Raw genomic sequence first — 14,106 nt, forward strand, 5'->3', positions numbered from 1 at the left:
CAGAGTCACTGTGCCCTGAAATTATTCACATAGTAACCAAAGGATGAAAATGCAAATATACCATTACGTTTTGGCAAGTAAACGCTTTCTTCTCCAAGAAGAACCGATACACGAAGTTCTTAAAGAACGCACCCGTAACTACCACGAACAAGAAAAACAAATAGATTTTTGGTTGGTTGAGCAACCAGCTTTCTTGGAAACACCACAGTTTAAAGAGCAAAAGGCAAAGTGTCCCCAACCAGCAGTAGCAATTATTTCTACAAATCCTCAATTTATTACTTGGTTAAAATTGCGTTTAGAGTACGTTATCACTGGAGAATTCCAGGCCCCTTCTGAGGCAATACCAGATGCTTTAGCATCGTTAGCTACTGTATCTTAGGCATAGCGCATTGGGTACTAGGAAAGAGGCAGAGGGTGGAGAGTTTTCCCTTTGCTTCTTTGAATCCTCTGCTTTTTCTACACTACTGATTAGGTTAATCAATGTAGTTTTTTACTGACAGCATTTAAAAATTTGATGAAATTTTATACCAGTAAATATCTAATAGGTCAACACTATTAGTACGGCTACCGTCCGTATAAGTATAGTTAACTAAAACTTCAGCTTTAGTTATTTCACTAAAACTAATTATCATAGTAACGAGCAAAGCAGACAAAAGAATTACTTTAAAGTATTTGTTCAACATCAAACTGATTTATCTACTTTTATATGAGCTTCTTAAGTATATAGTTAAGTAGCTATTGTATTTTATACATTTGAATATATAAGTTAATTGGTATGTTAAGAATTATAAGAGGATTATATCGATTCATTAAAAAAAGTGCATCTACTCTAATATCACCAAAAATACCAACTGCCACATCAATTTCCCAGTCGCAAAAGTTTCCCAAAATGGCGATTGTCAATTAATTACTACGTATAGACTAGTGCTATATTATTTTGGGGGAACAAAATATTTTTTTATAAAATCTTCTAAGACACCTTAATTTACATAATCTAACTTTTGTGCATAGATTTCAGACTTTACCAAGTGTTTTAGGATTAGCGATATCTACGATGAGCTTCGCTTACGCAGGGTTGATTGGTGGCATGAGTCCTGTACTTGCTCAAAAAACCATTCCCTCTTGTCAACCACCAAATGCGGGTGAGTATCTTTTATTAGTAGTCAGTCCCACAGCAAATAATCAAAAGCAGTTACGTAGCGCCTTACCACCTGAACTTAAAACTATCACCTGTAAATATCTCAACGAAACCGTGACACGAGTCGGGGGCTTTAACAAAATTGACGATGCCAATCGTTGGGCAAGATATGTCAGCAATATTGTTGGCTTGTCTGCCATCATTACCACTCGACCAACAACAACGGCAGATGTACAACCACAGTCACAGCCAAAACCACCTCAGCAGACAGTCAGTTATAATCCTCAAGCATTAGGAGAAGGTTATGCAGTACTGGTAGATTATTACAACCGTCCAGAATTAGTAAATAGTGTGCAGCAAGTGGTCGGAGGTAACGTCGGTTTTGTTTCGTATGGACAACGCCCTTACTTGCTAGCAGTTCATACCACTAACCAAAGTGAAGCTTATAATACATTGCAAAAACTAAACAATGGCGGTTTCGTTGCCAGCCTAGTTGATAGTCGTAAAGTGATTCTGCTGCGCTCAACTGTGCGGTTTTAGTGATATTAAGTTCACTGGTATCCTGATGCAACCTACCAGATTGGTAATTTGTCAATTGACGGAATTTTAGATTTTAAATTTTGGATTTTAAATTCCAAATTTAAAAGGTTTTTAAGCGAATATATTTATTTATATTCGCTCTATGAGAAACAAGTTATTTGGAATAATACCAATTCTCTAAAATAAGGCAACAGATGTAAGCAGGGATTGGCTTGCTACATCTAAATTTCTCAATTGCTCTCTTCGCAGCGTAAAGCCTTCTCTTCGAGAGGCTTTGCCAACGGCATAGCTTCGCTTAGAGCGAGTCTACGAGCGTCATTGCGAATTATGAATTGGTATAAATCCTTTCACCTTAATTCCCTGAATTTATTCACAGGGTAAATCTAAAATCCAAAATTCAAATTTGATTGACAAATTACCAGTTACTAATTATTATCACTAGCCGATCAAACAAAGATTTATTGCCCTAGTTCAATAAGCAGACCTAGCTAACCAATAAATGGTTATACCCAAAGCCGACCCAGCGATTACCTGAACTGGTGTATGTCCGAGTAGTTCTTTGAGACGGTCTTGGCTAAAATCTGGTTTCTCATGAAATAATTCATCAATCATTTGATTGAGAATACGAGCTTGTTTACCAGCTGCCTGACGAACTCCAGCTGCATCATACATGACAATGATGGCAAAAACGCTGGCAACGGCAAAATCAGGAGATGCCCAACCCAGTGTTTGTCCTACACCAGCGGCTAGAGCTGTAACCAGAGCTGAATGAGCACTGGGCATACCTCCGGTTGTCACCAAAACACGCACATTCAGTTTGCGATTTTTGATAATCTCAACCACGAGCTTTAATGCTTGAGCAATTAAACAAGCTACCAGAGCAACCAGCAGCACTCGGTTGTCTAAAATGTTGCCTATGTCCTGCATAGTATTTTGGTTAGGTTAGTAAATATTAGTAGCAGTTGTTGGTTGAGGAAACATTTAGATTCAACCCAAAATTACCAAATTAATCTATCACGTTGGAAAAAAACCAACGATTCAAAATAATTTAAAAGCTTACTTGATAAGCTTTTGTAATTTTGAATCAGTGAATTTTTAATTTTGCTGGGCAGTAGTAGTACAGTATGGTGTAAATAAACTACCCATTCTTAATCAATGAAACGCTTGTGGTATAAGAATTACGAATTACGAATTAACCAAAGCGTTGTTAGTTATTACGGCTGGTAATAAAATGAGCAAGCGCTTGGAGTGGTTTGGCTCTGTCTCCAAATGGTTCTAATTCCACACAAGCTGCTTTAACTAGCTCTTGCGCTTTTGAGCGTGATTCCTCAAGTCCCCAAAGGCTAGGATAGGTGACTTTCTGGGCTTTTTGGTCTTTGCCAGCTGTTTTACCTAATTGCTCTTGGGTAGAAGTGATATCTAGAATATCATCGATGATTTGGAATGCTAGGCCAATATTTTGAGCATAACGGGTTAGCCGTTGCACATCTTCAGGTGATGCATTAGTTATCAGCCCGCCACAAACTACGCAAGCTTCCAAAAGGGCAGCTGTTTTGTGTTTATGAATGAAATTTAGGGTTTCTAGGGAAATATCAGATTTACCTTCAGACTCCAAATCTACAATTTGACCGCCAACCAAACCACCTGCCCCCAATGCTCGACCAAGACGAGCAATGACCTGCAAGACTATCTCTCTTTTTACAGTTTGGGGGGTTTGAATAGCAACAGACTCAAAAGCAAGAGCCAGTAAGCCATCCCCAGCCAAAATCGCTACATCTTCACCATAGACTTTATGATTGGTCAGCTTGCCACGACGATAATCGTCATTATCCATCGCTGGCAGGTCGTCATGAATCAACGACATCGTGTGGATCATCTCCACAGCACAAGCTGTTGGCATGGCCATCTCAATGGTTCCACCCATCATTTCACAGGTGGCAAGGCAAAGAATGGGACGTACACGCTTACCTCCAGCTAATAACGAGTAGCGCATCGCCTCATAAATCTTTTCTGGATAAATGACCTGGATAGACCGATCTAAAGCATTATCACAAAGCTTTTGTCGCTCTTTTAGATAGGCTGCTAAGTTAAATGTGGCTTCTTCTGGTGGTGTCTTTTGGACGTTATCAGTTGCTACCATTCTTTAATTCCTGAGATTTTGCGATTTTTGCCTTATACGTCACAATTTTAAGGTGCTGTGGCGCCCAAAAAAATGAAAAGTTAGAAGCACAGACGCGATTAATCACGTCTTTACAGGATTTAGAAGTTAAGAGTTATTAAGAATAAATTTTAACTGTTCACTCTGTTTCTTCTTTTTCCGCTCTGGAATAGCTAATAAATGTATTTTCCAACAATATGGCAACAGTCATCGGGCCAACACCACCAGGAACTGGGGTGATAAATCCTGCTACATCAGCGGTTGATTCAAAATGGACATCGCCAATCAGGCGACTTTTGCCATTAGCATTGGTGACGCGATTCATCCCCACATCTACCACAACAGCGCCCGGTTTCACCATCTCAGCAGAGATCAATCCGGGACGACCTACTGCTGCAATTAGAATATCAGCATTTTGGGTGATGGTTTTCAGGTCATGCGATCGCGAGTGAGCAATAGTGACTGTAGCATCAGCTTCTAATAGCATCAGCGCCATCGGTTTACCTACCAAAATACTGCGCCCTACTACTACTGCCTGTTTTCCCTGCAAAGGAATCTCATATTCTTGTAAAAGCCGCATCACACCAGCCGGGGTGCAGCTACGTAAACCGCTTTCTCCCCTTACTAGTCGCCCCAAGTTAACTGGGTGCAGTCCATCAGCATCTTTATCGGGATCAATTTGATGTAGCAGAGTTACAGCATCCAGGTGGTGAGGTAAGGGTAACTGTACAAGAATGCCATCAACTCTTTGATCGTGGTTGAGTCCAGCAATTACCTCTTCTAACTCCCCAAGGGTAGTGTGGGCAGGAAAATGTTTACCAAAAGAAGCGATACCAACTTGAGCGCAGGCTTTTTCTTTATTGCGTACATAAGCGGCTGACGCTGGGTTCTCACCAACCATCAACACTGCTAAACCAGGGGGTCGTCCAATTTTTGGTTGTAATTGTGTAATAGCAACAGAAAGTTCTTGCTGAATTTTTGCAGCTAAAGCTTTCCCATCTAGGAGTTTGGCAGTTTTTGTTTCCATGAAAGTTTCCAGCTATGTTCGCTTGTTGTCCAAAGTCCAAAATGAAAATATTGATTCTTGAATCTTGACTTTCGACTATTATTATGTAGCTGTTTGATGTTTATTTTCTCAGATCAACGGCATCATCTGAAGAATAAAGAATTGGGAGAGTGGGAACTGGCAAGAGAAGGGAGCAGGGGAAAAGAGAAGTTGTAGTAAGATTTTATCTTCTCTGCCCCTATGCTCCTTTGCACCTCTGCCTCTTGTGCCCCATGCCCAAAATAAATAAATTGGTGGCTTTTATGCGACAAATTAGAAATTTATCCCTTTTATTCTTCTACGGGCACAGTATTGCTCCTTACCGTTTGGGGTTGACTTTTTTTCTGATAGCAGGACTTTGTAGTTGTGGTAACTTGACATCACCAGGCTTGCGTGGGGCTGGCTTGAAAATTGGGACAAATGTCACTCCAATTGGAGAAATTAAACCAAAACAAGACAATCAGGCTATAGTTTACATCCAAGGTCAGGTAGAAAAGCAAGCTCCCCTGATAAAACAGTGGGCTTACAAAATTAAGGACTCAACGGGAAAAATTTGGGTTGTCACTAATCAAAAAAATTTGGGTGAAGGTTCAGAAGTTGTGATTAAAGGTAAAGTTCGCTACCGAAGTATTCCCTTAGCTGGCAAAGAATTGGGGGAAGTTTATTTAGAAGAAGAATGATCAGTAATTAAAAATGAAGATATGAACAATCAACAGGTGCACGTTGCGATCGCAATTCTCTACCAGAAAAACAAGTTTCTCATGCAACTGCGTGACAACATCCCCGGTATTCTCTACCCTGGTTACTGGGCGCTGTTCGGCGGTCACATCGAACCGGGTGAAACGCCAGATATCGCGGTAAAACGAGAAATTTTAGAGGAAATCGGCTACAATTCACCACCCTTTGTTGAATTTGGCTGTTATTTCAACGAAAGAGTTGTCCGCCATGTCTTTCATGCACCACTATTGGTGGAATTAAATCAACTGGTTTTGAATGAGGGCTGGGATATGGCGTTATTTACGCTAAAAGAGATTCGCCAAGGTAACTGTTATTCACAAAATGCTGGTGAAGTGCGACCATTAGGGGCAATGCATCAGAAAATTATGTTGGATTTTATTGAGACAAATCCAACATAATTTGGGCATTAAGCATAGTTACAATCTTGTCCTCCATTATCCTCCATTCTTCACATCCTTAAAAGCCAAAATCAAGTTAGAACGAACTCTTATGGGGTCATCACTAATGCAATCAGTAAACAAACTGCCGCGATGGTTAACTATAGGATTGGCCTTTCCCATTGCCATTCTTAACGGCTGGCTATTGCTCCAGGTTATACAGTATTTTCAACCCTTAGTTAACATTATTGCTGCTGCCATCCTGCTAGCTTTTGTCTTGAACTATCCAATCCAGTTTCTCCAAGAACAAGGGGTGAAACCCAATTTAGCGATCGGGGGAGTGTTACTTTTTACTGTGGTGATTTTAGTAGCTTTAGGCATCACCTTGGTTCCCCTGATTATTCAACAGCTCGTTGAACTGGCTAATATTTTGCCCAGTTGGATTGATTCTGGTACTCAGCAGCTGCAAGCTTTTCAAGGTTGGGCGTTAAGTCAACAGCAACTTCCGATTAATTTAAGTGGTTTATTTACCCAAGTTCTGGAACAATTATCTAATCAACTTCAGTCCTTCACTGGTAGAATTCTTAGTTTTGCTGTCGATACCATTGGTAGTGTCCTGAATGTGTTGCTGGCAGTAGTGTTGACTATCTACCTAATATTGAATGGTGAACGTCTTTGGGACGGAATTTTTCAGTGGTTTCCCCCTAATATTGGTTCAAGAGTACGGGAATTACTGCAAGAGGATTTTCACAATTACTTCATCGGTCAAGCAACATTAGGAGCGGTGTTAGGGGTGACAATTACACTAGTGTTTTTAGCCCTGCAAGTTCCGTTAGCTTTACTTTTTGGCATTGGTATTGGCTTATTTTCACTCTTCCCCTTTGGTACGGGAGTCGGTATTGCCATAGTAAGTTTGTTGGTAGCGCTGCAAAATTTTTGGTTAGGAGTGGAAGTCTTAGGTGTAGCTGTTGCGATCGACCAAGTTAATTCTAATATTATTGCACCTCGAATTCTCAGTAATTTGACTGGTTTAAATCCTGTGTGGGTGGTGATTTCTTTATTGCTGGGTGCAAAATTGGGAGGAGTACTGGGTTTATTAATTGCGATTCCTATAGCTAGTTTCATCAAGGATATAACAGATAGTTGGCAGGCTGGAGAGTTTAATAAGATAGAGGATATAAAGTCAGAACCTGTGACAGTAAAAAGTGAAAGAGCAGGAACTTATAGCTAAAATTCAATAATTTAGATTAACTGAAAAACTAGTGAGATTGTCCACAAATAAACTGCAAAATCCTAATATAGGATGCCAATAAACGAGAAGCCATTACTTTATGGGTTAATAATTTTCCACAAAGAAAAATAATGGTAAAAAGGTAGAACGTAGGGTTAGTCTCTGGTAAACATCGCTATTTATATTTAAGCAAAAATCTAGTAAAACATTAATCAATGATAAACCCGTACAAAAGCATCATAATGTTTTTTTGTCAAGGTAATAACGGAATACAACGCTTACAAAACATGACTGCAAAGCTCTACGCCAGAAAACCTAAGCAGTCAGTATTTTGAAAAAATGAAAAGTTGTTTAAAACTTACCTTTGATAATGGGCAAACAGCATTAGCTACTCAAGTTGAGCAGCTAGAAGAACTGCCTTATGCTCTTGAGACAATAGGGCTGTGCGGTTCGTGTCCTGTTTTAGTAATAGTGAGGGGTGCAAGTAATATCAGTGAAGCTGACTTTCTCCGTATTCAACAGTTGTTTGTGGAAGTTTTAGCCCCCATTGCCGAAACTTTGGGGGCTTATGTCGTGGATGGGGGTACAGATGCAGGAATTATGCGAATGATCGGTACAGCTCGTACTCAAATAGGTGCTAAGTTCGCTTTAGTTGGTGTGACACCTGAAGTCAAAGTGGCTTTACCTAATCATTCGGAAACTACTACTGATTTAACACCGTTAGAGCCAAACCATACTCATTTTGTACTAGTTCCTGGGAATAATTGGGGCGACGAGTCTCCTTGGATATGTCGTGTTGCCGCTATGTTGGCTAATGATGCACCTTCAATGACAGTACTCTTGAACGGTGGTGAAATTACTTTTAAGGATGCCTTTTCTAGCGTTAATAGCGGCAGGGTAGTTCTTGTGATTGCTGGTAGTGGTAGAACCGCAGATATACTTGTAGATGCTTTGCATGAAAAGGCTACTGATGAACGAGTCAAAAAGCTAGCTAAATCTGGTACATTACAGTACATTGACTTAATCGACATAGAGAAAGGAGTTGAGAATTTAGGCAAAGTAATTAAAGGATTACTTTCTAATTAGGAGTAAAAAATGGCAAAAAAAGATAGCTATCACGAATTTTTAAAAGAAGATTTTAACAAATTATTTGCAGATATTAACTTAGGTGATGTGCAAAAACATTTTTTGCGATCGCGCTGGTTAGACCAAGTACTCTGGATGGAAAGTAAAGCAAATTTATCGCGCGATCGCCATTATTTTTTACGGGTAGCAACTATTCTTGGCGGTGTCGTTCTCCCAGCATTGGTAAGTCTAAATATTAACACTAATTTCAAACCTAACAATAGGAATATCATTATGTGGTCAACTTTTGGTTTGAGCCAAATAGTTGCTATTAGTGCTGCCATTGAAGAGTTTTTTCACTATGGAGAACGCTGGCGACACTATCGCCGAACAGTTGAATCTTTGAAAACCCAAGGGTGGCAATTCTCGCAATTGACAGGCCCTTATCGTATTTATCCAAGTCATCAACAGGCATTTAATCTATTTGCAAGTCATGTAGAAGATATTATTCAGCGAGATGTGGAAATATATGCCACTCAAGTTGTACAAGAGAAGAAAGAAGAAAAACAAAATCCTGAAGACCATATTCTTATACAAAATCCAAAAATAACTAATTTAGAAGAGAAGAAAGATGAAAAATAAAACCGAACTCATATTAAATTAATCCTCTACAATTTTGATTTCATCAAGTTGATTAATCACCACATCCGCACCTCGGACATGATCTGACTTACCTACCCAAGTGATACCAATACAACCTGCGGCTTTAGCATTACGCGCCATTTGCATATCACCAACCGAATCACCCACCATTAATGTTGCATTTGGTTCAACTCCCAAAGCTTGGCAAGCTTGCAAAAATAGCACCGGATCTGGTTTACTTGGCCCTTCATCTACGCCCATTTCTAACTGGATATAATCACTTAACTGATGATTGGCTACAAAATTACGTACTTCTTCAGTTGTAGCAGCTGAGAGGATACCAAGTTTTAGACCACTCTCCCGTAAGTATTTCAAAATTTCTAGGCTACCTACAAACAGTGGTGAAGCAGTTTGTCCAATGTATTTTTCCGCTTCATCCAAAGCTTGACGGGCTATTTTTAAGCACTCAAACCATTCTCTTCCAGTTTCAGCAATATATGCCGCAGCCGCAACTTCTGTTTCACGACGGCTTGCTACTGATATTAAACCTGCGGGATCTAGAAGATTGCCATTGATGCCAAATGCCATTAATAGAGGTTCTCCAGTTCCAGGAATTTGAGCATCTATTAACCTCGTTGCCTTTTGTGCTAGCGATCGCAAATATGTTTCTGAATCTTCTAGAGTACCGTTTTTGTCAAATAAAATTGCCTGGATATTATTAAAAGTGATATTTTTACATTTAATGCTTGCCATAATATTCAACTTATAATTATTCCCAACTCTTTATTTTCACCGATTTTCTACATAAAAAAAGAGGGTTTTTCCCTCTTTATAAAATGATTTAATACTCTTACTTAAAAATAAGTAAAATTATAAAAAATCTATTACTCTTCAATAGCTGCTGGAATTTCCTCTTGAATTTCCGTCGCTGCTGGAATCTCTGTTTCAATTGCCGCAGCTACTGGAATCTCTGTTTCAATTGCCGCAGCTACTGGAATATCTTCTTCAAGTTCCGTTGCTGGTGGAATATCCTCGTCAAGTTCTGTTGCTGGTGGAATATCTTCATCTGCAACAACTTCCGCAGATGCAGGCGCCGCAGCAGTAGCACCTTGCTGCTTGGCTAATAGCTGTTCGCGATACTTAGCAGCCATTTCTTCTGCTTTATCGTAAACCAAATCCCGGTTTTTAATCATGTCGCCGGGTTCGGGTTCTAACTGCTTGGTGGATAGAGAAATGCGACCCCTTTCTGCATCCAAGTCAATGATCATAACTTTTACTTCATCATTGACATTGAACACGCTATGAGGTGTATCAATGTGTTCGTGAGAAATCTCAGAAATATGCAGTAAACCACTTACGCCGCCAATGTCGATGAAAGCACCGTAGGGCTTAATCCCACGAACAGTACCAATTACTACTTCGCCGACCTCTAGGCGGTTCATCTTGCGCTCAACCAACGCCCGACGGTGAGATAGAACGAGGCGATTACGTTCTTCGTCCACCTCTAGGAATTTCAATGGCAGATCCTCGCCGACCAATTCTTCTTTAGGTTTGCGGGTACTGATGTGGGAACCGGGGATAAAGCCACGTAATCCCTCAATCCGTACCAATGCTCCACCACGATTGGTTGCAAACACACCAGAACGTACAGTAGCATCTTCTGCTTGCAACTGTCGCACGCGTTCCCAAGCCCGCATATATTCAATACGGCGAATGGAAAGGGTTAATTGACCATCTTCGTTTTCATCGGTAAGGATGAAAAATTCGCGCGTTTCGTTTGACTGTAATACTTCTTCCGGGCTATCTACCCGGTTAATAGACATTTCTTGTATGGGTATATATGCTGCGGTTTTAGCACCAATGTCAATCAGAGCGCCGCGCGGCTCTATACTGAAAACTGTTCCTGGCACAACATCGCCAGGGCTAAAATGATAATCGTATTTGTCAAGTAGAGCAGCGAAATCTTCGTGAGTGAATCCAATTTCTGTAGCGGTTAAATTCTGATTGACCATGCTGATTTGTTCCTGGTTCTAGTCTCCGTAAAGGTGGTGTGACAAGCGCGATGCGTTATGTAAGCAGTTCTATGGCAGCTTACACAAAATATCCTTTTTATCCTAGCGCACAAAAGCTAGCATTAACACATATTTACTCCCAAGATTGGAAATTATATCACAACATTTAGTTATTGGTCAGTGGTCAATAGTGAGAAACAACATAAAGGATAAAGGACAAATACAATAATATCCGTTGCTACTAAGCATGGTAGCAACGGATATTAAGATTAAATCCGCTTAGAAGTCTGGGAATAGGATCTACTTATCTTTTGGTTTCTCAAAACGAGGGGGTTCACGAAATGCGATCGCAAAGAAGAGAGTACCTATACACAGAGTAAAAATCAAGATGTACGCAACGCTTTCCATATTACAATTTCCTCTCTATTCAGTCAGCAGTTAAAGTTTTTAATGCTCTCTCACCTGAGTGATGAGTCAGAGCTTTAACTCATAACTCAGCACTCATAACTCAGCACTGAAATTAAAGAGCTTCCTTCCGGCGGGTTGACTTGTCACCCACTTTCTGGAACAGACCCCACTCAACTTGCTCTTCCAGATCCGCATCAACACCAGCAAATACGTCTCGGTAGATTGTCCGAGCGCCATGCCACAGATGACCAAAGAAGAACAACAGAGCAAATACAGCGTGTCCAAAGGTAAACCAACCTCTTGGACTGGTGCGGAATACACCATCAGAGTTCAAGGTTTCTCGGTCAAATTCAAAGATTTCACCGCCTTGAGCCTTACGGGCATACTTCTTCACATCAGCTGGCTCTGTAAAGGTCTGACCATTGAGATCGCCACCGTAGAAACTAACGGTAACACCAGATTGCTCAAAACTATACTTAGATTCTGCCCGACGGAAGGGAATGTCAGCGCGAACAATTCCATCGGCATCAGTTAAAATCACTGGGAAGGTTTCAAAGAAGTTAGGGAGACGACGTACAGTCAATTCTCGTCCTTCAGAATCTTTGAATACGGCGTGACCTTGCCAAGACTGGGCAATGCCGTCACCTTTCACCATTGGCCCTGTACGGAATAGACCGCCTTTCGCGGGGCTATTACCGACATAATCATAGAAAGCCAATTTTTCCGGAATCTGCGCCCAAGCTTGCTCAAGGGTTGCACCTTGGCTAACATTTGTTTGGACGCGGCGCTGAATTTCTTGACGGAAGTAGTTTTGATCCCATTGATAGCGAGTAGGGCCAAATAATTCGATGGGAGTGGCGGCGTTACCGTACCACATAGTACCTGCAACCACGAAAGCAGCGAAGAAGACTGCTGCAATACTGCTAGAAAGTACTGTTTCAATATTCCCCATCCGTAGGGCTTTGTAGAGCCGTTCGGGGGGTCTAACTGTGAGGTGGAATAAGCCTGCAATAATACCAACAACACCAGCAGCAATGTGGTGAGCCGCAATACCACCAGGGTTATAGGGGTTGAAACCATCCGGGCCCCATTCTGGTGCTACCGCCTGGGCCGCACCAGCTACACCATAAGCGTCAGAAACCCATATCCCCGGCCCAAATAGTCCGGTGACGTGAAAAGCACCAAATCCAAAACAAAGTAGACCAGATAAGAACAGGTGAATGCCAAACATTTTTGGCAAGTCTAGAGCGGGTTCACCGGTGCGGGGATCTCTAAAGAGTTCCAAATCCCAGTAAACCCAGTGCCATACGGCGGCTAGAAATAGCAGACCAGAAAGAACAATATGAGCGGCAGCAACGCCTTCAAATGACCAGAAGCCAGGATCGGTTGATGGCCCACCAGTAACGTTCCAACCACCCCAAGATTGGGTGACGCCCAAACGTGACATGAACGGCAGGACGTACATCCCTTGACGCCACATCGGGTTGAGAACTGGATCGCTAGGGTCAAAAACAGCCAGTTCGTAGAGTGCCATCGAACCAGCCCAGCCTGCTACTAAGGCTGTGTGCATTAGGTGTACAGAAATCAGTCGCCCTGGATCATTCAGAACGACTGTATGTACTCGGTACCAGGGTAGTCCCATTGACTACGCTCCTCCTCGATGAGTTAGTTTACAAAGTAATTTTCTTACTGAGGTTCTAAGAAACGAAAATCGCCACTTAGAAAACTCTCTGTTGTTTTTTGTTATTGCCAGAGCCAGAGTTATTACCACAGCTTAATCTTAATAAATCAGACAGCGTGGATGCTTTGGCAATGCTTACTCGCTTTAAGAGGTTTACCTATATAGGCTAGCCATCGCCAAGCAAAAATGAGAATGTTTTAAAAAGTGTAACTATTGATGGAATTGTTTGCAAGCGTGTAAATTGATGCGATCGCGTAGCATATCCAAGTTTTTTCGCTACCAATACGTGTCGAGGATTAAATTTGCTTATTTTTTCTTTACGTAGGGATTGGGGACTGGGGACTGGGGACTGTGAAAGTACTCCAAAATTTGCTGTGGGTAATAGCCCGGAACATCATTTTTGAGCTAGCTGATTACCCAATCCCCAATCCCTAATCCCCAGTCCCTTTTACTGCCCCATGCCCACTATCTACTGAACCACCATCTGAATATTTTGCAGTTGACACTTCGCCTCTGCTGTACTCAGGCGTTCAATTACTTGTTCGGCGCTCATCAGACGTTTGAGTACTACTTGACCAATGGTCTGGCTGGCAATTACTGGTGTTGTTGGCTTCACTTCCACGGTTAAAACGGCTTCTTCAACTCGATAAAGCCAGAGCAATTCGTTTTGTTCGACTAAACAAATATTCATTCGTTGAATATCTGGTTGGCGTCGCCATGCGGTTATTTGCCAGAGTCCATCAGACGCCCAGACTCTTGCAACTGCCCATCCCTCAGATAGAAAGAAATACTTCACGGTCTTAGTCTCACTATTAGACTTTCAATCTGCTGTTAACAATATCGCGATCGCTTTAGTCGCTGATGTTCAAACACTCTTCTTTTTGAGAATACAGCGGATCTTAACAATAAAACGCTTTATCGATGTCTATTCCCAAGCAGCAACAGGTAAAATCTCAACTTACACTACTTAGGCTAAGTGTCAAAGTTTAATAACACCTATTTTTTTAGTAACTATGAATTTACGACAAATTTAATCAATGTTGATTTAAAATTTTAATTACATAAAAAATT

Annotated in this window: 15 protein-coding genes; 7 read left to right on the forward strand and 8 right to left on the reverse strand. The window is 41.1% G+C overall.

Features of this window, described 5'->3' with window-relative positions; translation table 11 throughout:
• Positions 1 to 49 precede the first annotated feature (49 nt).
• Positions 50 to 379 (forward strand): MgPME-cyclase complex family protein, encoded by a 330-nt coding sequence (locus tag V7K79_RS01530; RefSeq protein ID WP_335044139.1) that lies wholly within the window; start codon positions 50 to 52, stop codon positions 377 to 379.
• A 624-nt stretch (positions 380 to 1,003) separates the two neighbouring features.
• Positions 1,004 to 1,678 (forward strand): hypothetical protein, encoded by a 675-nt coding sequence (locus V7K79_RS01535; protein WP_335044046.1) that lies wholly within the window; start codon positions 1,004 to 1,006, stop codon positions 1,676 to 1,678.
• 471 nt (positions 1,679 to 2,149) lie between these two features.
• Here V7K79_RS01535 and V7K79_RS01540 read toward each other — a convergent pair whose 3' ends face one another.
• From V7K79_RS01540 to folD, 3 genes are all read right to left on the reverse strand, one after another.
• Positions 2,150 to 2,605, reverse strand: coding sequence for a divergent PAP2 family protein (locus V7K79_RS01540; protein WP_335044047.1), 456 nt, complete (start codon positions 2,603 to 2,605; stop codon positions 2,150 to 2,152).
• Between the two features lie 280 nt (positions 2,606 to 2,885).
• The gene (gene crtE, locus V7K79_RS01545; protein ID WP_335044049.1) at positions 2,886 to 3,818 is read right to left on the reverse strand and encodes a geranylgeranyl diphosphate synthase CrtE; all 933 of its coding nucleotides are present in this window, start codon (positions 3,816 to 3,818) and stop codon (positions 2,886 to 2,888) included.
• A gap of 157 nt (positions 3,819 to 3,975) precedes the next feature.
• Entirely contained in the window at positions 3,976 to 4,863 is an 888-nt protein-coding gene (gene folD, locus V7K79_RS01550; RefSeq protein ID WP_335044051.1) for a bifunctional methylenetetrahydrofolate dehydrogenase/methenyltetrahydrofolate cyclohydrolase FolD, read from the reverse strand.
• 281 nt (positions 4,864 to 5,144) lie between these two features.
• Here folD and V7K79_RS01555 point away from each other — a divergent pair, with 281 nt between their 5' ends.
• The 5 genes from V7K79_RS01555 to V7K79_RS01575 all read left to right on the forward strand — a co-directional run bounded on the left by V7K79_RS01555 (position 5,145) and on the right by V7K79_RS01575 (position 8,934).
• A complete protein-coding gene (locus tag V7K79_RS01555) occupies positions 5,145 to 5,561 on the forward strand; it encodes a hypothetical protein (RefSeq protein ID WP_335044053.1) in 417 nt (138 codons plus the stop codon).
• 21 nt (positions 5,562 to 5,582) lie between these two features.
• Positions 5,583 to 6,017, forward strand: a complete 435-nt coding sequence (locus tag V7K79_RS01560; protein WP_335044056.1) for an NUDIX hydrolase — start codon at positions 5,583 to 5,585, stop codon at positions 6,015 to 6,017.
• Between the two features lie 106 nt (positions 6,018 to 6,123).
• On the forward strand, positions 6,124 to 7,227 hold the full coding sequence (locus V7K79_RS01565; protein ID WP_335044058.1) for an AI-2E family transporter: 1,104 nt from the start codon (positions 6,124 to 6,126) through the stop codon (positions 7,225 to 7,227).
• Positions 7,228 to 7,566: 339 nt separating this feature from the next.
• Positions 7,567 to 8,313 carry a hypothetical protein gene (locus V7K79_RS01570; protein WP_335044059.1) on the forward strand — a complete coding sequence of 249 codons (747 nt, stop codon included), beginning with the start codon at positions 7,567 to 7,569 and terminating at the stop codon, positions 8,311 to 8,313.
• Between the two features lie 9 nt (positions 8,314 to 8,322).
• Positions 8,323 to 8,934 (forward strand): DUF4231 domain-containing protein, encoded by a 612-nt coding sequence (locus tag V7K79_RS01575; protein WP_335044060.1) that lies wholly within the window; start codon positions 8,323 to 8,325, stop codon positions 8,932 to 8,934.
• Between the two features lie 18 nt (positions 8,935 to 8,952).
• Here V7K79_RS01575 and V7K79_RS01580 read toward each other — a convergent pair whose 3' ends face one another.
• The 5 genes from V7K79_RS01580 to V7K79_RS01600 form a co-directional block, all read right to left on the reverse strand.
• Complete coding sequence (locus V7K79_RS01580; RefSeq protein WP_335044062.1) at positions 8,953 to 9,687, reverse strand: HAD family hydrolase; 735 nt, start codon at positions 9,685 to 9,687, stop codon at positions 8,953 to 8,955.
• A 131-nt stretch (positions 9,688 to 9,818) separates the two neighbouring features.
• Positions 9,819 to 10,946, reverse strand: a complete 1,128-nt coding sequence (locus V7K79_RS01585) for a 30S ribosomal protein S1 (RefSeq protein ID WP_335044063.1) — start codon at positions 10,944 to 10,946, stop codon at positions 9,819 to 9,821.
• A 300-nt stretch (positions 10,947 to 11,246) separates the two neighbouring features.
• The gene (locus V7K79_RS01590; protein WP_084227385.1) at positions 11,247 to 11,354 is read right to left on the reverse strand and encodes a photosystem II reaction center protein T; all 108 of its coding nucleotides are present in this window, start codon (positions 11,352 to 11,354) and stop codon (positions 11,247 to 11,249) included.
• 112 nt (positions 11,355 to 11,466) lie between these two features.
• Positions 11,467 to 12,996, reverse strand: a complete 1,530-nt coding sequence (gene psbB / locus V7K79_RS01595) for a photosystem II chlorophyll-binding protein CP47 (RefSeq protein ID WP_335044064.1) — start codon at positions 12,994 to 12,996, stop codon at positions 11,467 to 11,469.
• A gap of 508 nt (positions 12,997 to 13,504) precedes the next feature.
• Positions 13,505 to 13,831: a hypothetical protein gene (locus V7K79_RS01600; protein ID WP_335044065.1), complete on the reverse strand. Its 327-nt coding sequence runs from the start codon at positions 13,829 to 13,831 to the stop codon at positions 13,505 to 13,507.
• Positions 13,832 to 14,106 lie beyond the last annotated feature (275 nt).

The organism is Nostoc sp. (genome assembly GCF_036917575.1).
GTDB lineage: Bacteria > Cyanobacteriota > Cyanobacteriia > Cyanobacteriales > Nostocaceae > Nostoc.

Bases quoted from the DNA above. Each gene is read 5' to 3' on its own strand.
- V7K79_RS01530 (WP_335044139.1), top strand. From the start codon at position 50: ATGCAAATATACCATTACGTTTTGGCAAGTAAACGCTTTCTTCTCCAA.
- V7K79_RS01540 (WP_335044047.1), bottom strand. From the start codon at position 2,605: ATGCAGGACATAGGCAACATTTTAGACAACCGAGTGCTGCTGGTTGCT.
- crtE (WP_335044049.1), bottom strand. From the start codon at position 3,818: ATGGTAGCAACTGATAACGTCCAAAAGACACCACCAGAAGAAGCCACA.
- folD (WP_335044051.1), bottom strand. From the start codon at position 4,863: ATGGAAACAAAAACTGCCAAACTCCTAGATGGGAAAGCTTTAGCTGCA.
- V7K79_RS01555 (WP_335044053.1), top strand. From the start codon at position 5,145: ATGCGACAAATTAGAAATTTATCCCTTTTATTCTTCTACGGGCACAGT.
- V7K79_RS01560 (WP_335044056.1), top strand. From the start codon at position 5,583: ATGAACAATCAACAGGTGCACGTTGCGATCGCAATTCTCTACCAGAAA.
- V7K79_RS01565 (WP_335044058.1), top strand. From the start codon at position 6,124: ATGCAATCAGTAAACAAACTGCCGCGATGGTTAACTATAGGATTGGCC.
- V7K79_RS01570 (WP_335044059.1), top strand. From the start codon at position 7,567: ATGAAAAGTTGTTTAAAACTTACCTTTGATAATGGGCAAACAGCATTA.
- V7K79_RS01575 (WP_335044060.1), top strand. From the start codon at position 8,323: ATGGCAAAAAAAGATAGCTATCACGAATTTTTAAAAGAAGATTTTAAC.
- V7K79_RS01580 (WP_335044062.1), bottom strand. From the start codon at position 9,687: ATGGCAAGCATTAAATGTAAAAATATCACTTTTAATAATATCCAGGCA.
- V7K79_RS01585 (WP_335044063.1), bottom strand. From the start codon at position 10,946: ATGGTCAATCAGAATTTAACCGCTACAGAAATTGGATTCACTCACGAA.
- V7K79_RS01590 (WP_084227385.1), bottom strand. From the start codon at position 11,354: ATGGAAAGCGTTGCGTACATCTTGATTTTTACTCTGTGTATAGGTACT.
- psbB (WP_335044064.1), bottom strand. From the start codon at position 12,996: ATGGGACTACCCTGGTACCGAGTACATACAGTCGTTCTGAATGATCCA.